The sequence below is a fragment of the Ochrobactrum sp. 19YEA23 genome, from assembly GCF_029909865.1.
GTDB lineage: Bacteria > Pseudomonadota > Alphaproteobacteria > Rhizobiales > Rhizobiaceae > Brucella > Brucella gambitense.
In genome coordinates, this window is record NZ_JASAMQ010000008.1 from 94076 (window position 1) to 116007 (window position 21932).

Genomic DNA, 21932 nt, shown 5'->3' on the forward strand with positions numbered 1-21932 from the left:
TGCGGTCCATGCGCGAAACAAGATTACGTCCGTTCCACGGACTTTTTGCGACAGAACGAAACCGCAAACCTATCGCATCGGCTCAGAGGCAAAAAGAATGAAACTTTTCGCAGGCAACTCCAACCGGGCACTTGCCGAATCCGTTGCTAAATATCTCAACATCCCGCTCGGCAAGGCTAGCGTTCGCCGCTTCGCCGATCAGGAGATTTTCGTAGAGATCCAGGAAAACGTGCGCGGCGAAGACGTGTTCGTTCTGCAATCGACTTCCTATCCGGCAAACGATCACCTGATGGAACTGCTCATCATGATCGACGCCTTCCGCCGTTCGTCGGCGCGCCGCATCACTGCCGTCCTGCCCTATTTCGGCTATGCCCGTCAGGACCGCAAGCCCGGCCCACGCACACCGATCTCGGCAAAGCTGGTTTCCAATCTCATCACCGAAGCCGGTGCAAACCGCGTTCTGACCCTTGATCTTCATGCCGGTCAGATTCAGGGCTTCTTTGATATCCCGACAGACAATCTCTATGCCGTTCCGGTTATCGCACGTGACGTGAAGGCCAATTACGCAACCGGCAACTGCATGGTCGTATCGCCGGACGTCGGCGGCGTGGTTCGCGCCCGCTCGCTTGCCAAGCGCATCGACGCGCAGCTCGCCATTGTGGACAAGCGTCGCGAACGTCCGGGTGAATCGGAAGTCATGAACGTCATCGGTGAAGTGGCTGGCAAAGATTGCCTGCTGTTCGATGATATCGTCGATTCCGGCGGCACGCTTTGCAACGCAGCCGAGGCCCTGCTGGCCAAGGGCGCGAACAGCGTCACCGCTTACATTACGCATGGTGTTCTGTCCGGCGGCGCCGTTGCCCGTATCGCTGCATCGAAGCTGAAGGAACTGGTGATCACCGATTCCATCCAGCCGACCACCGCGATCAACGATGCTCCGAACATCCGCGTGCTCTCTATCTCCGATCTGATCGGCGAAGCCATTGCGCGTACGGCAGCGGAAGAATCCGTTTCGAGCCTGTTCGACTAATCAAAACAGCAAGCGGATCACAATTCCGAGACATGCCGCCAAAAACAGCACAAGCGGCATGTTGAGCTTCAGAACGACAAGCAACAATGCCGCCGCGCCTGCGATCAGGACGGCGGCATTGTCTATTGTGCTCCAGACCGGCAAGGGCACGCTGAACGGCCCGACTGCCTTATCCAGCACCTGCGCAAACAGCACATGCAGCGAGAACCACAGCGCCAGATTGGCGATCACGCCCACGACCGCAGCCGTGATGCCGCTCAGCATGGCCGAGAGCCAGCGCACCTGACGCAGCCGCTCCACGAAGGGTGCGCCCGCCAAAATCCATAGAAAACACGGCACGAAGGTAAACCACAGCGCAATGATGCCGCCGACAAGGCCGCCCAGAATTGGCGGCAGACCTGACAGGTTTGCAGCCCCTACGAAGCCGACGAAAACCAGCACGAGAATCAACGGTCCCGGCGTGGTTTCAGCCAGCCCCAGCCCGGTCAGCATTTCGCCCGGCTTCATCCAGCCAAAATGTTCGACCGCCTGTTGCGCCGTATAGGATAGTGCTGCATAGGCGCCACCGAAGGTCACAGCCGCCAGCTTGGAGAAGAACGCGGCTTCCTGCACGAAGACATGCGTGCTGCCGAAAGCCAGATAGAGAAGAACGAGCGGCGCGAGCCAAAGCCCGCCCCAGACCAGCGTTTGCTGCGTGAATTCGCGCAATGCGCCGGGCGTCGCCTCGCCCAAACCAGTGCCCGCCCCGCTGCCCTGAACGATATGGCGCAAGCCCCCTGCCAAAGCTGCAAGCAGGACGACAAGCGGAAACGGCAATTTCAAAAGGGCTATGGCAATAAACGCCGCAAGCGCCACGGCATAAGAAAAGCCCGAAGCCAATGTGCGCTTCGCCATACGGTAGAGCGCTTCGAACACCACTGCCAGCACAGCTGCCTTGAGGCCGAACAGCAAGCCCGCCACCATCTCCACATGCCCGAAAGCGACATAGAGAGCGGATAGCGCGAGCATCACGACAGCACCGGGCAGCACGAACAGAAGCCCCGCCAGCAGACCGCCGCGCCAGCCTTTGACAGCCCAGCCCGAATAGGTCGCAAGCTGCATGGCCTCCGGCCCCGGCAACAACATGCAGAAGTTCAGCGCATGGATCAGCCGTTCCTGATCCATCCATTTTTTCTCATCCACGATGATGCGTTGCAGCATGGCGATCTGAGCGGCTGGGCCGCCGAAAGACAGCAGGCCCACTTTGCCGAAAGTCGTGAATAGTTCTTTGAAACCTGGCTGCTTTACTGGCTCTGTCACGCTACTGCCCTGAATGATCCTCTTCGCAAGAAGTCGACGAGGATCATTACAGGTTCATGACAGTTTTCACAGTCTACTCGGCGGCAGCGCCCTCTTCCGCCAGATCGTCCGGGGCATTGGGATCGCCCGGTGCCGTTTCGCAGGCGAGATCGGGGAAATTGACGATGCGCATTCCCTTGAAATCATTGCGAACAACGAGCAGCCCACGCTCCTCGAAGTAGGTCAGCAAACGCCGGGCACGGCTGAACGAATGCGTGCCATAGGCGCGCGCCAGCGCCGCGTCGGACGGGCAAGGCGCGCCGGTCACCGCCGCCTGCGCGACGATCAGGAACACGCCCTGTACATCATCGGTGAGGCTTTCCGACAGTGACAGCGCCTGCTGCCATGTTTCGCCACTGGCCACATCGCTTTCAATGCTGGCCTGCGCCACCGCCAGTCTGCGGCGGAAGGCGGGCAGCGCCAACGGTTCGCCCGGAACACGGTGAATGCGGCAGCGCACCAGAAAATCCTGATAGAGAACGGCCACAGACCGGAACGAGGCCTCCGGATCATCCACAATCTCGCGCATGACCTTATCGAGAAGCTCATCGCGTTCCGCTTCAACAATACCGGGAAACAGCGGTGCTTCGACTGGCTCTGCTTCCGGCTTCGGCTTGGCCACCTGCGCCAGAATTTCCGCCGTGGATGGCGGCGGCGGTGGTGGAGGCGTGCGGCGCACGACGGTGCGGATTTCCTGCGGCGCAGGCGTAAAGATCAGATCGAGCGCATCTTCCGGCGCATCGGGCAGCGGCATGAGCTTCGGCGATGACGAACGCGCGGAGGTTTCCACCTTGCCGATGCGGATCGGCAGCGGGCGTCGCGAGAGTGCCGGTCCAAGCGCCACAAAATGTCCGCGCTCCAGATCGCGGAACATTTCCGCCTGCTTCCGCTCCATGCCGAGCAGATCGGCGGCGCGCGCCATGTCGATATCGAGGAAGGTGCGGCCCATGAGAAAATTCGAGGCTTCAGCAGCCACGTTCTTGGCAAGCTTGGCCAGACGCTGTGTGGCAATGACACCGGCCAGTCCGCGCTTGCGCCCGCGACACATGAGGTTCGTCATCGCACCGAGCGATAGCTTGCGCGCTTCGTCGGACACTTCACCAGCGGCGGCAGGCGCAAAAAGCTGTGCTTCGTCCACGACCACGAGCATCGGATACCAGTAATCGCGTTCGGCATCGAAAAGACCGCCCAGAAAAGCCGCTGCCGAGCGCATTTGCTGCTCGACATCGAGACCTTCCAGATTGAGCACCACCGAAACACGGTGCTGGCGGATACGTCCGGCAATGCGGGTCAGTTCGGCTTCGGTGCGGGCAGCATCAACGACGACGTGGCCGTAAAGATCGGCCAGCGTGACAAAGTCCCCTTCCGGGTCGACGATGCATTGCTGCACCCATTGCGCGCTCTGCTCCAGCAGGCGGCGCAAAAGATGCGACTTGCCGGAGCCGGAATTGCCCTGAACGAGCAGGCGCGTGGCGAGAAGCTCCTCAAGATCAAGCATGGCCTGCTTGCCACCGCCAAGCGCCGCTGCCGAGGCAGAACCGCTTCCAGCAACAGCACCCATGTCGATACCGACCTGCATCTCGCCTCCTTGATTGAAAATGACAGGAACAGACGACTCGCACGGCCAGGCCAGCGGTCGATCAGGCATTCGCTTAACATCTTTGACGTCGGCAATGCCACCGGTTATGAGAAATGCCCACAGATGCCGGGCGCGGCAACCGCTACCAGCCCAAAAAACTTGCGCTGCCGCACGCTATGGTCTATAGCCACCGCCATCCGCGTAGACACCCTTGGAGGCAACGCGGAATGGAGCGGTCCGGTCTTTCACCTTGTGACAGACGATACGGGCTGTTTCATGTCGTTTGTTGAAGCATGATCCCGAAAAGTGGAAACCGGTTTTCGGTCAAGATCATGCGCAGATATTACAACAGGCGACACTCCAATAACTTTGAAAGGAAATGCCATGAGCGAGACTTACGTGCTCAAGGCCGATCTGCGTACCCGGGTTGGTAAGGGGTCCTCCCGCGAACTGCGTCGCAACGGCCAGATTCCTGCAGTCATCTATGGCGACAAGCAGGAGCCCCTTGCAATCGCCGTCTCCTACAAGGAGATTTACTACAAGATCCATGGTGGTGGTTTCAAGACCACGGTTGCCACGGTCGAAGTAGACGGCAAGAAGATTCAGGTCCTCCCGAAGGACTACCAGATGGACCCGGTCCGCGACTTCCCGCAGCATGTCGACTTCCTGCGCGTTTCCGCAAAGTCGGTTGTTCACGTGAACGTTCCTGTTCACTTCAAGAACGAAGAAGCTGCACCGGGCATCAAGCGCGGCGGCGTTCTCAACATCGTTCGTCACGACGTTGAACTGATCGTTCCGGCCAATGCAATTCCGGAAGCGCTCGAATTCGACCTGACCGGTCTTGAAATCGGTGACTCCGTCCACATTTCGGCAATCAAGCTGCCGAAGGGCGTGTCGGCTGCCATTCAGGACCGCGACTTCACCATCGCCACCATTGCTGCTCCTGCCGGCCTGAAGTCGGACGAAGCTGCTGCTGAAGGCGCTGAAGAAGAAGCCAAGGACGGCGAATAATCGCTTCCTGGGAAGCGTGCTAGATATTTGTTTTCACGCATTATCCTGCGCAAAACCGCTTCGCACTTTTGCTGGAAATGCTCAAAAGGGGCTCTGAACCATGCTGCTCATCGCAGGTCTTGGCAATCCGGGCCCCAAATATGCGCATAACCGGCATAATATCGGTTTCATGGCGGCGGATGAAATATTCCGCCGCCATCGCTTTTCCAACTGGCAGAAGAAGTTTCAGGCCGAGATCGCCGATGGCGTGATTGACGGCGAGAAAGTGCTGCTGATCAAGCCGCAGACTTTCATGAACCTCTCGGGCCAGTCCATCGGCGAGGCCATGCGCTTCTATAAGCTCACCTCTGCTGACCTCGTCGTCATCTATGACGAACTTGACCTTACTCCGGGCAAGCTGCGCATCAAGACCGGCGGCGGCTCCGGCGGCCATAACGGCATCAAATCCATCGACGCACATGTGCAGTCCTTCCCCGGCGGCCAGAACTATCGCCGCATGCGGCTTGGCATCGGCCATCCCGGCGCGAAGGAACTCGTGCATAATTATGTCCTCGGCGACTTCGCCAAGGCCGACAATGAATGGCTGGACACGCTTCTGGGCGCGATCGCCGACAATGTGGGCCTGCTCGCCAAACCGGGCGACGATAACAGTTTCATGAACCGCATTGCGCTCGCCATGGGCGACGGCAATCAGCGGCCAAGCGGTTTCAAGGCCGATCCCGCGCAACTGGAGAAGGCTCCGCCAAAGGCGCAGAGCCATATTCGTCAGGCGCGGCAGAACCAGAAGAAACCGGCCATTCCAGAAAGCGGCCCGATGGCTGAAATGCTGAAAAGGCTGCTGGGTAAAAAGGACTAAAGCATTTCCAGCAAAAGTGCGAAGCGGTTTTGCGTAGGAGAATGCGTAAAAATAAGCCGTTCCAAAGGCCGCGACAGCTCCGCCTCTTGACGCTTCACACCTCAATGTCGCATAGCGACGGTAATTCTATTCTAGAGCGGTTCTGGTTAAGATAGAATCGTTCGAACCGCTCTAGTTGTTTGTTATCACCGCATTTCCAACGCAAAACCGCTTCGCACTTTTGCTGGAAATGCTCTAGTCTGACAGGTACGATCATGGGTTTCAAATGCGGCATCGTCGGTCTGCCAAATGTTGGCAAGTCGACGCTTTTCAACGCGCTGACTAAAACGGCCGCCGCACAGGCCGCAAACTATCCGTTCTGCACCATCGAGCCAAACACGGGCGAAGTGGCGGTTCCGGATCCGCGCCAGAACGAGATTGCCAAGATCGCCGGATCGAAGGAAATCATCCCGACCCGCATCAACTTCGTTGACATTGCAGGCCTCGTCCGCGGTGCATCGAAGGGCGAAGGTCTCGGCAACCAGTTCCTCGCCAATATCCGAGAAGTCGACGCCATCGTGCATGTGCTGCGCTGCTTCGAAGATGACGACATCACCCATGTCGAAGGTCGTATCGATCCGGTATCGGACGCGCAGACGGTTGAAACCGAACTGATGCTGTCCGACCTCGAAAGCATCGAGCGTCGTATCGTGCAGATCCGCAAACGCGCCACCGGCAAAGACAAGGAAGCTCTCACCATTCTGCCGGTGATGGAGACAGCGCTTGAACTGCTCCAGAACGGCCAGCCGGTTCGCCTGATGCTGAAGGATATCGCAGCAGAAGATTTGCTGACGCTGAAGGGTCTGAACCTTCTGACCTCCAAGCCTGTGCTCTATGTCTGCAACGTCGCCGAAGGTGACGCCGCCAAGGGCAACGCCTACAGCGCTGCCGTCGAAAAGATGGCCGAGGAACAGGGCGCACAGACAGTCATCATCTCCGCCGCCATTGAAGCGGAAGTTGCCCAGCTGCCTGACGAGGAAGCCAGGGAATATCTGGAGAGCATGGACCTTGAGGAACCGGGCCTCGACCGCCTGATCCGCGCCGGTTACAAGCTTCTCGACCTCATCACCTATTTCACCGCTGGACCGAAGGAAACCCGCGCCTGGACCATCCGTCGCGGTACCAAGGCTCCCGGCGCTGCCGGTGTGATCCACACCGACTTCGAGCGTGGCTTCATTCGCGCCCAGACCATCGCCCATGAAGACTACGTCAAATACAATGGCGAAGTCGGCGCCAAGGAAGCGGGCAAGGCCAGAGACGAAGGCAAGGAATACATCGTCCATGACGGCGATGTGATGCTGTTCCGCTTCAACACCTGATACGATCAGGCCGCCGTTTCCCGGCGGCCTTTGCATATTTAGAGCATTTCCGGAAACCGGTTTGGAGGAGATAGAGGGTGAGCAAGCCCCAGCAGAAATACGCCTATGAGGATATGGTGCCGGGACTGAAAATCCCATTCGGTCCGCGCACGATCAACAAGGAAGAGATCATCGAATTCGCGAGCGCGTTCGATCCGCAGCCCTTCCACCTTGATGAAGAAGCAGGCAAGGCCAGCGTGCTTGGCGGTCTTGCCGCTTCCGGCTGGCAGACTGTATCGCTGATCATGCGTCTCGTCTGCGACGCCTTTCTCACCAACTCCACGTCACAAGGCGGCCCCGGCGTCGAATTTACCCGCTGGAAGCGCCCGGTTCTGGCCGGCGATACGCTGAGCGGTGTTTCCACGGTCATCGACCGCCGCCTTTCCAAAAGCCGCCCCGGAATCGGTCTCGTCACGCTGCATCATGCGCTGGTCAATCAGCGCGGTGAAACCGTGTGCGAAATGCAGCATCCCTGCATGATGGGCTGTCGCGACTACAACGCGGCACAGGAAGCCAAGGCGGGTGCGTGATGAGCTATCTTGAAGACAATCTCGGTCGGGAACTGGACATCGGCAGCTACACTTTCACCGCCGAAGAGATCATCGACTTTGCCACGAAATATGATCCGCAACCGTTTCATCTCGACCCTGAAGCCGCAAAGAACAGCCTGTTCGGCGGCCTGTGCGCCTCTGGCTGGCACACGACAGCGGTATTCATGAAGCTGAACGTCGCCTCCATCGTGCAGGCAACCAAGGACGCGCTCAAGCGCGGCGAGACGCCGCCGACTTTCGGTCCCTCGCCCGGCTTCGAAAACCTGAAATGGTCAAAGCCGGTCTATGCGGGTGATACGATCACTTTCAAGCGCACCGTTCACGCGATGCGCCCGCTTGCCTCGCGCCCGGGCTGGTCGATGCTGACCATGTCCTTGAGAGCGCATAATCAAAATGGTGAGGACGTGCTGTCCTTCGAAAATGCGGCGATGGTCAAGCTGCCGTAAGCCAACAAGGCCAGTCAGTGCTTTGGCCATTTGGCGAAAATCGCCTCCCTCGCCGCTCTGGATGCGGCGAGGCGTTCGCGACCAAGCGCCAGAATTTCAGGTCGCGCCTGATCTGGCGTTCCTGAATGGAATGGAGGCGCAGGCGCGTATTCGAGTGTCAGCTGAACGGTTTCCGCTTCCGCCCGCCCGAATAGCTCTTCGAGAATAGACAGTCCAAAGTCGATCCCCGACGTGACGCCACCTGCCGTGATGATATTGCCGTCCTGCACGACACGTCCTTTGGTCGGTATCGCACCAAAATGCTCCAGAAAATCCATCGCATTCCAGTGAGTGGTCGCTCTTTTCCCGGTCAGGAGTCCAGCGGCACCGAGAACCAATGCTCCGGTGCAGACAGAGGTGACATAGCGTGCATTGCGCGCCTGTTCGCGAACGAAATCCAGCACGACCGCGTCAGTCAGTAGTGGCTGTACGCCTCCACCTGGGATGCAGATAACATCCAGTGGAGGACAATCGTCGAATGTCGTCGTCGGTACAAACGTGAGACCTGATGAGGATAAAACCGGGTTCCGGTCTTTCCAGATCAGGTGAACGTCCGTCCCGCCTGCCGACGAGAAAACTTCATAAGGACCTGTTAGATCAAGCTGTTGAATGGATGGGAATACCAATAATCCTATCGTCAATGCCAAATGCAGTATCCTTTGCAGCTAATCTCTCAGTCGCCTTCGAATGAAACCAGCGTACGCACGGGCACGCCGAGCGCTTCCAGCTTCTTGCGTCCGCCGAGATCTGGCAGATCGATGATAAAGCAGGCGGCAACGATATTCGCCCCCATCTGCAACAACAGCTTGGCAGCGGCTTCCGCCGTGCCGCCGGTGGCGATCAGATCGTCAACGAGGATGATGCGTTCGCCCTTCTCGATGGCGTCGCGGTGCATCTCCATTTCGTCGATGCCATATTCAAGGCTATAGGCGATGCGCACCGTATCGCGCGGCAGCTTGCCCTTCTTGCGGATCGGCACGAAACCGGCGGAAATCTGGTGCGCAATGGCGCCGCCAAGAATGAAGCCGCGCGCTTCGATGCCTGCTACCTTATCCACCTTGTTGCCGGCAAAAGGATAGACCAGTTCGTCGACCGAGCGGCGGAATGCCTGCGCGTCGCCCATCAGGGTCGTTACGTCGCGGAACTGCACGCCGGGTTTGGGATAATCCGGAATGGTTCTGATGGCATCCTTCAAAGTGGCTTTGAGCCCGGATTCCATTGTCGGTCCTTTCAATTTGAACTTTTCAGCGACACCGGAACGCCTCGACTGGAGAGCGGTCCCGTGACCTGCATCCCTTCCTCGTCAACGCGCCCGACAAGGCGATCAAGACGCCTCTGGCTGTTACGCTCTTTTCAATCACGATATCGCAGCCACGCCAAGCTTATTCGCGCTGGAGTGAGAAAAACGCCTGTTCTGGCGTTGGGTTTGGCTGATGCCGATTGTAAATCAGCCCCCAACAAACAAAAAGGGCGCCTTTTCGGGCGCCCTCTTTTCAATGATCAGCTGATTGCTCAGTGCTTAACGTCAGACCAGATCGACCGCTTGGCGATATAGGCCAGACCCGCAAACAGAATCAGGAACACAATCACCCGGAAGCCGGTGCGCTTGCGCTGTTCCAGATGCGGTTCTGCGGCCCACATCAGGAAAGCCGACACGTCACGCGCATACTGGTCCACCGTCTGCGGTGAGCCGTCATCATAGGTCACCTGACCGTCGTTCAACGGCTTGGCCATGGCGAGCGCCTTCGCCGAGATGAAGTACGGATTGTAATGCGTACCTTCGGCAATCTGCATGCCCGCTGGCGGCTGCTCATCGAAGCCGGTCAACAGCGAATGGATGTAGTCCGGGCCACCTTCGGCATATTGCGTGAAGATGTCGAAGATGAACTGCGGGAAGCCGCGTTCAACTGCGCGCGCCTTCGCGATCAGCGAAAAGTCAGGCGGAGCCGCACCATTGTTTGCAGCCGCAGCAGCGGCAGCATTCGGGAATGGCGCCGGGAAATGGTCGGTCGGCAACGCCTTGCGGGTGAACATTTCACCTTCGCCATTCGGGCCGTCCTGCACTTCATATTCCGCGGCCAGCGCCTTCACCTGTTCCGGCGAATAGCCGAGGTCTTCCAGCGTGCGGAAGGCCACCAGGTTCATGGAATGGCATGCCGAGCACACTTCCTTGTAGACCTTCAGACCGCGCTGCAGCTGGCCCTTGTCATAGGTGCCGAACGGGCCGGCAAAGCTCCACTTTTCCTGCTTTGGATGGTGGATCGGGAAATGCGTCGGTTCCGCCGCATTGCCGCCCTCCTCAGCGAAGGCACCGCTCATGGAAAGACCAAGTGCGACCAGCGGAGCGATACCAAAGGCAGCGAAGCTCTTGAGGATGTTTTTCATCGTTACGTCCTTCATATCTCTCGCTGGTTCAGCCTTTGATTTCCACGGGGGCAATCTCGGCCTTGCCTTCGCTCTTCGCCAGCACAGCCTCGGTGATCGAGTTGGGCAAACGCTTCGGCGTCTCGATCAGGCCGAGAACCGGCATGATGACGATGAAGAAAGCGAAATAGTAAAGCGTACCGAGCTGCGCCATGAAGACGTAGGAGCCTTCGGCAGGACGCGAACCCAGCCATCCAAGGAAGATGGCGTTGATCACGAAGAGCCAGAAGAACAGCTTGAACCACGGGCGATAGACAGCCGAACGAACCTTCGACGTATCGAGCCAGGGAACCACGAAGAGGATAGCGATCGAACCGAACATGGTCAGAACGCCGCCGAGCTTCGAGTCGATCGGGCCGATGTTGAAGGTGATGGCGCGCAGCATCGCGTAGAACGGCAGGAAGTACCATTCAGGAACGATGTGAGCAGGTGTCTTGAGCGAGTCGGCCGGGATATAGTTATCCGGATGGCCGAGGAAGTTCGGCATGTAGAAGACGAAATAGGCGAAGAACACGAAGAAGACGAGCGCGCCGAAAGCGTCCTTGATGGTCGCATAAGGCGTGAACGAAACCGTGTCGGTCTTCGACTTCACTTCAATGCCGGTCGGGTTGGTCTGGCCGGTCACATGCAGCGCCCAGACGTGCAGGATGACGACGCCAGCAATCATGAACGGCAGCAAATAGTGCAGCGAGAAGAAGCGGTTCAGCGTCGGGTTGTCGACCGCAAAGCCGCCAAGAAGAAGCTGCTGTATCGGCTCGCCTATGACCGGGAAGGCCGTGAAGAAGCCGGTGATAACCGTTGCACCCCAGAAGGACATCTGGCCCCATGGCAGCACGTAGCCCATGAAGGCGGTTGCCATCATGAGAAGGAAGATCACCACGCCGAGGATCCACAGAAGCTCGCGCGGCGCCTTGTAGGAGCCGTAGTAGAGACCGCGTGCAATATGCAGGTAAACGGCGATGAAGAAGAAGGATGCACCGTTGGAGTGCATGTAGCGCAGAAGCCAGCCGGAGTTGACGTCGCGCATGATCTTTTCGACGGAATTGAACGCAATGCCCGTATCCGCAGCATAGTGCATCGCCAGAACGATGCCGGTCAGAATCTGCGCGATGAGCATGAAGCTCAGAATGCCACCGAAGGTGTACATGTAGTTCAGGTTACGCGGCGTTGGATAGGCCACGAAGGAATCATAGACCAGACGCGGCAAGGGAAGCCGTTCGTCCACCCATTTTTCGATGCCGGTCTTCGGCGTATATGTGGAGTGTCCACCACTCATGTCTTCTCTCCCCAAGACCTGTTTTAGCCGATCCTGATGACCGTATCGGAAGTGAACGCATATTGCGGAATGTGCATGTTTTCCGGTGCCGGGCCGCTGCGGATACGACCCGCAGTGTCATAGGTCGAGCCATGGCATGGGCAGAACCAGCCGCCGAATGCGCCGGATTCACCAAGCGGCACGCAACCCAGATGGGTGCAAACGCCGATCATGATGAGCCAGTTTTCCTTGCCTTCACCTGCCGAGCGGGCAACGTCGGTCGCCTGTGCGTCGGATGGAAGGTTGGCATTGCGGGCGACCGGATCCTTGAGATCACCGAGAGCCGCGCTCTTGCCTTCTTCCACTTCCTTGGCGGAACGGTTGCGGATGAATACCGGCTTGCCGCGCCATTTGACGGTCAGGGACGCGCCTTCTGCGAGAGAAGAAACGTCAACTTCGATGGAAGCGGCTGCGAGTGTCGAAGCGTCTGGACGCATCTGGTCGATAAACGGCCATGCCAGTCCGCCAACACCGACCACACCGGCCATTCCCGTCGCAATATAGAGAAAATCACGCCGTGTCGGCTCAGCCGTGTCGTGTGCGCTCACGTGCCAACTCCCTTTTAATCTGCATGTTCAATTGAACTCTCCCCTCGTCCGCTTTTGCACCTGCGCAAAAGTTATCCCGCAAGTGCTCGCAGGACGAAATTCCCTCCATCTCACTATCCGGTTTATGCGTGTAAAAAACGCTTGTCCAGACACCAAGCCCTTAGGACGGCACGATGTCGCAGGCGGATTTGCTTGATTAATTTGATGGATACACAGCAAAGCTGCGGCCAAGGCTAAAGACCGGCCCGGATGACCGGAAGTTTTCAGTTTTCGCCGTTCTCTGCGAGAAACCCGCCGGACTGGCGCGCCCAGAGGCCGGCATAGATACCGCCTTTGGCTATCAGTTCCTCATGTGTGCCTTCCTCGACGATCCGGCCCTGGTCCATGACCACCAGACGGTCGAGTGCGGCAATGGTCGACAGACGATGCGCAATGGCAATCACCGTCTTGCCTTCCATGAGTCGCTTCAGATTTTCCTGTATCGACGCTTCGACTTCCGAATCGAGCGCCGAGGTCGCCTCGTCGAGAATCAGAATGGGCGCATCCTTCAGCACGGCGCGTGCAATGGCGATGCGCTGGCGCTGCCCGCCCGACAGTTTCACGCCGCGTTCGCCCACGAAAGCATCGAACGACTTGCGGCCCTGAAAATCTTCAAGATTGGCGATGAAACCGTCAGCCTCCGCCTGCCGGGTGGCCTTCTGCAATTCCTCGTCGGTGGCATCGTCACGGGCCAGCATGATGTTATCGCGCAGCGAACGGTGCAAAAGCGCAGTTTCCTGACTGACCACCGCAAAGGCGCGACGCAGTGAGGTCTGGGTGACGTCGCGTATATCCTGCCCATCCACCGCGATGGTGCCCTTTTCGACGTCGTAGAGGCGCAGGATCAGATTGACCAGCGTGGTCTTGCCCGCGCCGGAATGGCCGACCAGCCCCACGCGCTCACCACCTCGTACCGTCAGGTTGATGTTCTGGAGAACGCCTGCGCCCTTGCCGTAATGGAACGTCACGTCGCGCACATCGATGCGCGCATCGCTAACCACCAGCGGCTTTGCGCCCGGCCGGTCTTCGAGGCCGAGCGGTGCAGAGACGAGGCGCATCGAATTCTCGATCAGCCCCAGTTGGCGCAACATGCCGTTGAGCTGCATCATGAGGCGTCCAAGCAGCATATTGAGACGCAGCACGAGACCGAGCGTGAAAGACACCTGACCGACCGTGATGGCATCCTTTGTCCACAAATCGATGGCAATTGCCGCAACGCTCACGATCATCAGGCCGGACAGGGCCGTCAGCGACACACGCACACCGGTCAACGACCGCATGAAAGGCAGAATCGCAGCAAGATAGCGTTCGAAACCATCGCGCAGATAGCGCTCGTCATCATCCGCAGTGTTGAGCTTGATGGTTTGAATGTTGGAATAGCTGTCGACGATCCGCCCGTTGATCATGGAACCCGCTTCGGCAGAAGCTTCTGCATTCTTGCGGATACGCGGCAGAAAACGCCAAGCGATGAAGCCGAATGCAACAATCCAGATGATGACTGCAGCGGCCAGTCGCCAGTCGAGCCGACCGACCAGAAACAGCGTGGTGACACTGTAAATCGCCATGAACCAGACGGACTGAATGAGACTTTCGATCAGGTCGCCCGCCGCCTGTCCCGCCTGCCAGACCTTTGTGGCGATACGTCCCGCGAAATCATTCTGGAAGAAGGCATAGGACTGGCGCAGCACATAGGAATTCGCCTGCCAGCGGATCATGTTGTAGAAGCCGGGCGACATGGTCTGGTCTTCCAGCAAGGTCGTTGCCGCGGTGACGACCAGCCGGATCACCAGAACTGTGAACCCCATAAACAGAAGCTCAGGCCCGGCCGCCTCGATGAGCGCCGACCAGCTGCGCTCTATGGTGCCTCTGCCAGCCTGATCCAGAATATCGACCAGACGCCCGGTGAAATAGAACAGCGCGGCTTCCACCAGCGGCAGAAGTCCGCCTGCTGCAAGCGCGGCGGCAAGCGGCCATTTGGCCTGCCGCGCATAATGCCAGAGGAAAGCCATTGTGGTTGAAGGCGGTCTCAGATTGTCCGGTTCACGGAAGGGATCGACCCAACGTTCGAACAGGCTGTAGACCGCTTTCATCAATGGCGTTTTCCTTACTTGACCAGCGCATCCTCGGAATTGTCTTCGAAGCCGAGGAACCCGCCGGATTGACGCGCCCATAGACTTGCATAAATGCCGCCGAGCGCCACAAGTTCCTCATGCGTGCCGTCTTCGACAATCCGCCCCTTGTCCATGACGATCAGGCGATCAAGCGCGGCAATGGTGGAAAGGCGATGTGCAATCGCAATAACCGTCTTACCCTCCATCAGCGTATTGAGGCTGTCCTGAATGGCCGCTTCCACTTCCGAATCGAGCGCAGACGTTGCCTCGTCGAGAATGAGGATCGGTGCGTCCTTCAGCATCACACGCGCAATCGCGATACGCTGGCGCTGGCCGCCGGAGAGTTTGACACCCCGCTCGCCAACATGCGCTTCCAGTCCGCGCCGTCCTTTCGGATCGGTGAGGAGCGGAACGAACTGGTCTGCCTGTGCGAGACGGATCGCCTGTTGCACCATTTCCTCGGTCGCGTCCGGCCTGCCATACATGATGTTTTCGCGCACGGTGCGGTGCAGAAGCGACGTGTCCTGCGTGACCATGCCGATATTGGCGCGCAGCGAATCCTGCGACACTTTCGAAATGTCCTGCCCGTCAATCAGGATGCGGCCCTTCTCCAGATCGTAGAAGCGCAGCAGCAGATTGACCAGCGTGGACTTGCCCGCGCCGGAACGACCGACAAGACCGACCTTCTGGCCTGGCGGGATCTTCAGCGTCAGGTTCTCCAGAACGCCCTTGCCTTTGCCGTAATGGAAACCGACCTTGTCGAAATCCAGTTCGCCTCTGGTCACCTGCAAGGCCGGTGCATTGGGCACGTCCACCACTTCATGCGCACGCGCAATTGTGGTTATGCCGTCTTCAACCGTGCCGATATTTTCAAACAGCGCCGACATTTCCCACATGATCCATTGCGACATGCCGTTGAGGCGCAGCACCAGACCGATGCCGACGGCAACCGCGCCCACCGTCACAGCTTCCTGCATCCAGAGCCCGATACCGATCACACCGACTGCAAACAGCAGCAGACAGTTGGACACATAGAGCGTGAAGTGGAACAGGGTCACGAGACGCATCTGGCGATGCACCGTGCCGAGAAAACCATCGAGGCTTTCGCGCACGTAAGATTCCTCGCGGCTCGAATGCGAGAACAGCTTGACGGTCGCGATATTGGTATAGCTGTCGACGATGCGGCCCGTCATGGTCGAGCGCGCATCGGCTTGCTGTTCCGAGATCACCCGCAAGCGCGGAATGAAGAAGCGCAGCAGGAACATATAGACCACGAGCCAGACGAGGAACGGGATCATCAGCCGCAGATCGGCGGCGGCCGCGATAAACAGCGTGCCCGCAAAATAGACGATGACATAGTTCAGAACGTCGAGCAGCTTCATCACCGTTTCGCGTACGGCAAGAGCGGTCTGCATCAGCTTGGTTGAAATGCGCCCGGCAAACTCGTCCTGGAAAAACGCCATCGACTGGCGGATCAGGTAACGATGCATCAGCCAGCGCACGCGCATCGGATAATTGCCGAGCAGCGTCTGGTGGATCACCAGCGAGTGCATCAGCACGACGCCCGGCAGGCCAACCAGCACGACACCGGCAATCAATGCCAGTCGCCAGCCTTCATTGCTCAGAAAGGTCTCGCGCGTCTGGTGGGAAAGCCAGTCCACGATATTGCCCATGAAGGCAAACAGCGACACTTCGATGATTGCAATCAGGGTGGTGAAAATTGCCATGCCGATGATCCACGGCCAGGCGCCGCGGGTATAATAAAGGCAAAACGCGACCAGACCGCGCGGAGGTTCCTGCGGGGCCTCGTCGGGATAGGCATTGAGTCGGTGTTCGAACCACTTAAACATGGCGCTCCTTTTAGGCGGGCCTTAAGCAATTGCCAAGACATGGCCGGAACAAAACAGGAAACTTTTTGCGATCCGACGGGATCTGTAAAGACTATCCGTATCGGGATGTTGACGCATGGACCGCGCCCGATATGCAGCCTTGCGGCGACGGGCATTTCGGGTTACCCGCTTCATATGGATCTGCGCGTCGCCCTTTACCAGCCCGACATTCCCGGCAACACGGGAACAATTCTGCGCATGGCTGCATGTCTCGGCTTTACCGTAGACCTGATCGAGCCTGCGGGCTTTGACATTTCCGACCGCTCCCTGAAGCGTGCGGGCATGGATTATCTCGCGCAGGCCGCACTCACGCGACACGCCGACTGGAACCATTTCGAAGACTGGCGCAAACAAGCTGGACGCCGCATCGTACTGCTCTCCACCAAGGCTGCAATCCCCTATACCGACTACCGGTTTCAGGGGAATGACATTCTCCTGTTCGGGCGTGAATCCTCCGGCGTGCCAGATGCGGTCCACGACAGCGCCGATGCACGGCTGCTGATCCCGATGGTTCCCGGCACCCGCTCCCTCAATCTTGCAGTTTCGGTCGCCATGACGGCGGGGGAAGCTTTGCGCCAGATGAGAAGCTAAAGTGATTCTTATTCAAAAGCATTTCCAGCAAAAGTGCGAAGCGGTTTTGCGTCGGATAATGCGTGAACTAACAAGACCATAGGCGTCTTGGCGGAATCAGTACTCGAATTACCCACAGCATGCGTCGCGGATTGACCGGACCGTCACGCATCGTCCCCCATTTCCGGTTCGAAAGGCGCGCTTCATTCCATGAAACTGTCTGCTCGCACTGCCGTTCTCACGGCCTCCTCACTCTCACTGCTTGCTGTGGCTCCGGCCTTCGCCCAGGAAGCGGCCAAAAACGTCGAGCGCGTTGCGCCCAAGGTCTTGGTCATCACCATGTTTGGTGAGGAAGCCAAGCCATGGATGGAAGGGGAAAACTTCACGCAGAAGATCAAGCTGCCCGGCTTGAGCCCTGAATATCCGGAGATCGACTGCACAGTCGAGGGCCTTTGCCACATGACGACGGCGATGGGTTTTGCCAATGCTGCAAGCTCCACGGCGGCCATGGCGCTCAGCGACAAGCTGGACCTCAGCCACACCTATTTTCTAATTGCGGGTATTGCTGGCGTTGATCCGCAGCACGGCACGCTCGGCTCTGCCCATTGGGCAAAATATGTCATCGACGCCAATCTCAACCACCGCATCGATATCCGCGAAGCACCGGAAGGCTGGAGCACGGATTTCTTCGGTCTTGGTGCGGCCAAGCCCGGCGAAAAGCCGAAATGGGCTGCTGGCACCGAAGTCTTCGAACTGAACGGCAAGCTGGCCGATTATGCCTTGGCCACGACGAAAGATGTTGCCCTTCTCGATGGCGACGACGCGAAGGAATATCGCAAGCGCTACACGCAGGAAGCCGCCACCGGCGCGCCGAAAGTCACCATTTGCGATACGGCGTCGGGTGACACCTACTGGCATGGCGCAAAGCTGGGTGAAGCGATGAGCGATTGGGCCAAGCTTCTGACCGACGGCAAGGCCGATTATTGCAACTCACAGATGGAAGACAATGCCACGCTGACGGCGCTCAAGCGCGCTGCGGATGCGGGCAAGCTGGATTTCAGCCGTATCGCTGTCCTGCGCACCTCTTCCAATTTCGACCGGCAAGGCAAGGACCAGACTGCCATTGATTCCCTCGGCGCAAAGTCGGGCGGTTTCCCGCTGGCCACCACCAATGCTTACCGCGTCGGCAAGGCCTATGCGGACAGCATCATCGGCAAGTGGGACGCATGGGAAAAAGCACCGCAAACCGCTGCCGAATAAGCCCGTAACGCTATAACGACTCGAGATGAAAGGCACCCAATACGACTGATATTGGGTGCCTTTTATTGCGAGCCGATTTGAATCCTGTTTCAAGCACTTGGCGGCAGATGTTGAATCAAATCTTCAATCTGCCGTTGGCAGGCGACGCATAGTGAATTCGATCACATCGTCGGGGCGCTCGCACCAGCTTTCAATCTCGGTCCAGTAGGCGGATTTGGGAAATGTGTCGAACCATTCCCGTGCTTTTTCGCGCGCTGCCTGACGTGGCAGAGTGAAGGTTTCGCGAATGAAACCGTCGCGCGGCAACCGGCTTTTCTTGGCGCTGTTTTGAGCGCGACTCTTCGCCAGCTGCTTACGCAGGCCTTCGAGCGGAGGACGGGGCGGTGCTGCTGTCATGCGATTGCCTCCCGGTTGGCTGGAAACACACGCATCCAGCCCCTTGATCACAAAAGATAGGGTAGCGGTTTTGCAAAGACGAGTCTTTTCTTGGGGAGAGCGATTTCGCCAAACTGCCGAAGCCGGTCTTCGCCCTATGCGCGCGGGGCGGAACTTGCTAAGCCAGCAGATATAGCAAAGCCTATTTCACCTTGCCATTTAACCTTGGCTGCACGCTTTTATCCGGCAGATTGCGCCGAGAGGAAACAACCAATGCAACGCGACGAAATTCCCGCTATCATCCCCCACGATATCGAGGAAAAGAAGCAGGCGGCGCAACGCTGGTTCGAGGAACTGCGCGACCGCATCTGCACGAGCTTCGAGCAGCTGGAAGACGAGCTGCAAGGCCCCCTGTCCGACCGTGAGCCGGGCCGCTTCGTGCGCACGCCCTGGCTGAAGGAAGAAGGCAAAGGCGGCGGCGGTGTCATGTCGATCATGCACGGGCGCGTTTTCGAAAAAGTCGGCGTTCACGTCTCTACCGTCTATGGCGAATTCTCGCCGGAATTCCGCAAGCAGATCCCCGGTGCGGAAGAAGACCCGCGCTATTGGGCAAGCGGCATTTCTCTGATCGCGCATCCGCAAAACCCCAATGTGCCAGCCGTGCATATGAACACGCGCATGGTCGTGACCAGCCGTCAGTGGTTCGGCGGAGGTGCTGACCTGACCCCGGTTCTGGATCGTCGGCGCACACAGGAAGATGCGGACACGCTCGCTTTCCATAAGGCATTTCGCTTCATCTGCGAAAAGCACAAGAATGTCGTCGACTATCAGCGCGTGAAGGACTGGTGCGACGAGTATTTCTTCCTGCCGCATCGCAATGAACCGCGCGGCACCGGCGGCATCTTCTATGACTGGCTGCATTCGTCAGATGAAAATGGCGGCTGGGACGCCGATTTCGCCTATACGCGCGATGTGGGTCGCGGCTTTTCCGTCGTCTATCCGCATCTGGTGCGCCAGAACTTCAATCAGGACTGGACGCAGGCCGACCGCGACGAGCAGCTCGTGCGCCGTGGCCGCTATGTCGAGTTCAACCTGCTCTATGATCGCGGCACAATCTTCGGCCTGAAGACCGGCGGCAATGTGAATTCCATACTGTCATCCATGCCGCCTGTGGTGAAATGGCCGTAATTATTTGGAAAAGAAAAGGGCCGGATAACCGGCCCTTTTTTATACGCCAAAGGCGGGGTGATGGATGATGTCGCCTTGCGGCATATCCGGCCCGAAAGCCAGACACTGGACATATTCCGCAGCTATGCCCGGCATTTTAAGCAGCGGATCAGCTTTGAAGCCGAACCGCCTGTAATAGCCGGGGTCACCCACCAGAACACAGCCTTTCGCACCGTCGGCCTGCAATAGGGCAAGACCTTCACGGACGAGTGCCCCACCGATCCCCTCGCCTTGCCTTTCGGGTCGGACCGAGATGGGACCAAGCGCATACCAGCCCTTGTCCTCCCCGCCGATCTGAACCGGCGAGAAGGCGACATGGCCGAGAATCTCGTCCCCGTCCACTGCAACCAGCGACAAAGTGAGCCCCGAAGCCGCACGAAGTGCATCGACGATCTCCCCTTCCCTCTGGTTGCTATAAGGAACCCTGCTGAATGCTTCCTCCGTCAGCTGACGGATTGCAGCACTATCACCGGGCTTTTCCTTGCGAAGATACATGACGCCCTCCCTCAACGGTTATTGAGTTGAGCGCGAACATTTTCGCGCCCTTTAAGCGAAATGCGATACGGACTGCCTGATCGGGATTCGATCAGTCGTTTGCGCCGCAATTGCTGGAACACAGCCATCGTACAATCGGCGAGCAGGTAACCCTCACGGGTATAGCATTCGATGTCGCAGACGCGTCCGTCTTCGCGCAAATGGCGGATAACGCCGCCTTGTGCCAGCACGTGCAACACGCGCTGTTCGATACGTGAGATATTCATTGTTGTTCATGCCTGGATGGAAACCATAACAAGCATCAGCACTCGCGGACAGCGTATAGCTATCCACGGCCAATGCCGTTCCCGTCCCTGAACTACTGCCCGATCAGACGCTCTCAGCGTCCGTCATCGCAGTTCTTGTTCGGAACGATTAAAGGCTTCCAACAATCTCCAGCATCAACAATTCCTCTTTCAGAGGTGAAAAGGATAAAGGGCCACATGACCCTCTATCCGTTATCTAAGATCGCACCGATCTAAAGTCAAACCGGCATCAACCCCCTATCAGGCCTTCGGCTGGTTACGCAGCTTCTCGGCTTCTGCGTAGAACTTCTTTTCCCACTCATTGTGGTTATCCAGCCCTTCCTTGATGAAGGGTGTGAAGATCGCGAGGTTCATCAGGCACCAGTTGACGAAACGGGCCGGGAATTTCAGCGGCTTCACGAAATCGACAAACAGAACCACGCGCGTCTTGTCGCTGTGGTTCCACGCCTCATGCTCATAGGCGTCGTCGAAGATGAGAACCTTGCCCTCATGCCAATGGCAAACCTGCTTGTCGACGCGAATGGCCAGCTTTTCATTGGGCTCAGGCACGATGAGGCCGAGATGCAGGCGCAGCACGCCATTATAAGGGCCGCGATGCGGCGGCAGATGCTTGCCCGGCTCGAAGATCGAGAACATTGCCGTAGTCAGGCCCGGGATCTTGTTCACGATGCGCCAGGTTTCCGGGCAGGTCTTGATGTTCTGCTCCGACTTCACACCGAAGCCGAGCAGGAAGAATGTCTTCCAGCGATTATCGGTGGAAATCGTCTTCACGTCGGTCGAAATATCCTGAAAGGACGGCAGCTCGCTCTGGCGCAGCAGGATCGTGTCCAGCTCCTTGCGAATGGCGGGCCATTCCTTTTCTATCTCCGCCGCCCATGGGAAGGTCGCATTGTCATAAACAGGCGGATTGCCGAGCTTTGCATATTTCAGATTGAGGCTTTCCGCCCAGGAGACGATCCCCATGAAAAACCGGGTGATTTTGCTCGGGCGGTCCATTGCGGCAAGACCTTCAGTGCCGAATTTCTGTTTCGGATCAGAGGCTGCCTTATCTTGGATCGATGTATCGGGATTGGACATTTCATGCTCTTTCAAATCGGCGCTGAAAAGATTCCCAGCCATAAACTGAT

Annotated in this window: 22 protein-coding genes; 9 read left to right on the forward strand and 13 right to left on the reverse strand. The window is 58.1% G+C overall.

Going from position 1 to position 21932, the window contains the following annotated elements; translation table 11 throughout:
• Nucleotides 1-97 precede the first annotated feature (97 nt).
• On the forward strand, nt 98-1030 hold the full coding sequence (locus QBD01_RS19560; RefSeq protein ID WP_109369495.1) for a ribose-phosphate pyrophosphokinase: 933 nt from the start codon (nt 98-100) through the stop codon (nt 1028-1030).
• Here the strand turns inward: QBD01_RS19560 and chrA are convergent, their stop codons facing one another.
• Nucleotides 1031-2329, reverse strand: a complete 1299-nt coding sequence (gene chrA / locus QBD01_RS19565) for a chromate efflux transporter (RefSeq protein ID WP_280994168.1) — start codon at nt 2327-2329, stop codon at nt 1031-1033.
• Between the two features lie 73 nt (nt 2330-2402).
• Complete coding sequence (locus tag QBD01_RS19570) at nt 2403-3947, reverse strand: ATP-binding protein (protein WP_078338745.1); 1545 nt, start codon at nt 3945-3947, stop codon at nt 2403-2405.
• Between the two features lie 384 nt (nt 3948-4331).
• On the opposite strand from QBD01_RS19570, the gene QBD01_RS19575 reads away from it, so the two are divergent.
• The 5 genes from QBD01_RS19575 to QBD01_RS19595 all read left to right on the forward strand — a co-directional run bounded on the left by QBD01_RS19575 (nt 4332) and on the right by QBD01_RS19595 (nt 8208).
• Nucleotides 4332-4958: a 50S ribosomal protein L25/general stress protein Ctc gene (locus tag QBD01_RS19575; protein WP_182520971.1), complete on the forward strand. Its 627-nt coding sequence runs from the start codon at nt 4332-4334 to the stop codon at nt 4956-4958.
• Between the two features lie 100 nt (nt 4959-5058).
• Nucleotides 5059-5814: an aminoacyl-tRNA hydrolase gene (gene pth / locus QBD01_RS19580; RefSeq protein WP_280994169.1), complete on the forward strand. Its 756-nt coding sequence runs from the start codon at nt 5059-5061 to the stop codon at nt 5812-5814.
• Between the two features lie 254 nt (nt 5815-6068).
• The gene (gene ychF / locus QBD01_RS19585) at nt 6069-7172 is read left to right on the forward strand and encodes a redox-regulated ATPase YchF (protein ID WP_182520969.1); all 1104 of its coding nucleotides are present in this window, start codon (nt 6069-6071) and stop codon (nt 7170-7172) included.
• A 77-nt stretch (nt 7173-7249) separates the two neighbouring features.
• On the forward strand, nt 7250-7741 hold the full coding sequence (locus QBD01_RS19590) for a MaoC family dehydratase (RefSeq protein WP_280994170.1): 492 nt from the start codon (nt 7250-7252) through the stop codon (nt 7739-7741).
• Nucleotides 7741-8208 (forward strand): MaoC family dehydratase, encoded by a 468-nt coding sequence (locus QBD01_RS19595; RefSeq protein ID WP_280994171.1) that lies wholly within the window; start codon nt 7741-7743, stop codon nt 8206-8208. Before QBD01_RS19590 ends, QBD01_RS19595 begins: the two co-directional genes overlap by 1 nt.
• Before the next feature lie 14 nt (nt 8209-8222).
• On the opposite strand, the gene QBD01_RS19600 is transcribed toward QBD01_RS19595, so the two are convergent.
• From QBD01_RS19600 to QBD01_RS19630, 7 genes are all read right to left on the reverse strand, one after another.
• On the reverse strand, nt 8223-8894 hold the full coding sequence (locus QBD01_RS19600; RefSeq protein ID WP_280994172.1) for a DJ-1/PfpI family protein: 672 nt from the start codon (nt 8892-8894) through the stop codon (nt 8223-8225).
• A gap of 26 nt (nt 8895-8920) precedes the next feature.
• Nucleotides 8921-9466, reverse strand: a complete 546-nt coding sequence (locus QBD01_RS19605) for an adenine phosphoribosyltransferase (RefSeq protein ID WP_078338752.1) — start codon at nt 9464-9466, stop codon at nt 8921-8923.
• 293 nt (nt 9467-9759) lie between these two features.
• Nucleotides 9760-10632, reverse strand: a complete 873-nt coding sequence (locus QBD01_RS19610; RefSeq protein WP_176168315.1) for a cytochrome c1 — start codon at nt 10630-10632, stop codon at nt 9760-9762.
• Between the two features lie 28 nt (nt 10633-10660).
• A complete protein-coding gene (locus QBD01_RS19615) occupies nt 10661-11947 on the reverse strand; it encodes a cytochrome b N-terminal domain-containing protein (RefSeq protein ID WP_138785260.1) in 1287 nt (428 codons plus the stop codon).
• Between the two features lie 23 nt (nt 11948-11970).
• Nucleotides 11971-12534: a ubiquinol-cytochrome c reductase iron-sulfur subunit gene (gene petA, locus QBD01_RS19620; RefSeq protein ID WP_078338755.1), complete on the reverse strand. Its 564-nt coding sequence runs from the start codon at nt 12532-12534 to the stop codon at nt 11971-11973.
• 263 nt (nt 12535-12797) lie between these two features.
• Complete coding sequence (locus QBD01_RS19625) at nt 12798-14663, reverse strand: ABC transporter ATP-binding protein (protein ID WP_280994173.1); 1866 nt, start codon at nt 14661-14663, stop codon at nt 12798-12800.
• Between the two features lie 14 nt (nt 14664-14677).
• Nucleotides 14678-16534 (reverse strand): ABC transporter ATP-binding protein, encoded by a 1857-nt coding sequence (locus QBD01_RS19630; RefSeq protein ID WP_280994174.1) that lies wholly within the window; start codon nt 16532-16534, stop codon nt 14678-14680.
• Nucleotides 16535-16708: 174 nt separating this feature from the next.
• On the opposite strand from QBD01_RS19630, the gene QBD01_RS19635 reads away from it, so the two are divergent.
• The gene (locus tag QBD01_RS19635; RefSeq protein ID WP_280994262.1) at nt 16709-17164 is read left to right on the forward strand and encodes a tRNA (cytidine(34)-2'-O)-methyltransferase; all 456 of its coding nucleotides are present in this window, start codon (nt 16709-16711) and stop codon (nt 17162-17164) included.
• A gap of 189 nt (nt 17165-17353) precedes the next feature.
• The gene (locus tag QBD01_RS19640; protein ID WP_280994175.1) at nt 17354-18403 is read left to right on the forward strand and encodes a purine nucleoside permease; all 1050 of its coding nucleotides are present in this window, start codon (nt 17354-17356) and stop codon (nt 18401-18403) included.
• A 123-nt stretch (nt 18404-18526) separates the two neighbouring features.
• On the opposite strand, the gene QBD01_RS19645 is transcribed toward QBD01_RS19640, so the two are convergent.
• Nucleotides 18527-18799, reverse strand: a complete 273-nt coding sequence (locus tag QBD01_RS19645; RefSeq protein ID WP_182520964.1) for a hypothetical protein — start codon at nt 18797-18799, stop codon at nt 18527-18529.
• A gap of 252 nt (nt 18800-19051) precedes the next feature.
• On the opposite strand from QBD01_RS19645, the gene hemF reads away from it, so the two are divergent.
• Nucleotides 19052-19966, forward strand: a complete 915-nt coding sequence (gene hemF / locus QBD01_RS19650) for an oxygen-dependent coproporphyrinogen oxidase (RefSeq protein WP_280994176.1) — start codon at nt 19052-19054, stop codon at nt 19964-19966.
• A gap of 39 nt (nt 19967-20005) precedes the next feature.
• On the opposite strand, the gene QBD01_RS19655 is transcribed toward hemF, so the two are convergent.
• From QBD01_RS19655 to QBD01_RS19665, 3 genes are all read right to left on the reverse strand, one after another.
• Nucleotides 20006-20500: an N-acetyltransferase gene (locus QBD01_RS19655; protein ID WP_280994177.1), complete on the reverse strand. Its 495-nt coding sequence runs from the start codon at nt 20498-20500 to the stop codon at nt 20006-20008.
• Nucleotides 20501-20511: 11 nt separating this feature from the next.
• Nucleotides 20512-20766 (reverse strand): YjhX family toxin, encoded by a 255-nt coding sequence (locus QBD01_RS19660; protein WP_280994178.1) that lies wholly within the window; start codon nt 20764-20766, stop codon nt 20512-20514.
• 279 nt (nt 20767-21045) lie between these two features.
• A complete protein-coding gene (locus tag QBD01_RS19665; RefSeq protein ID WP_151591953.1) occupies nt 21046-21882 on the reverse strand; it encodes an aspartyl/asparaginyl beta-hydroxylase domain-containing protein in 837 nt (278 codons plus the stop codon).
• Nucleotides 21883-21932 lie beyond the last annotated feature (50 nt).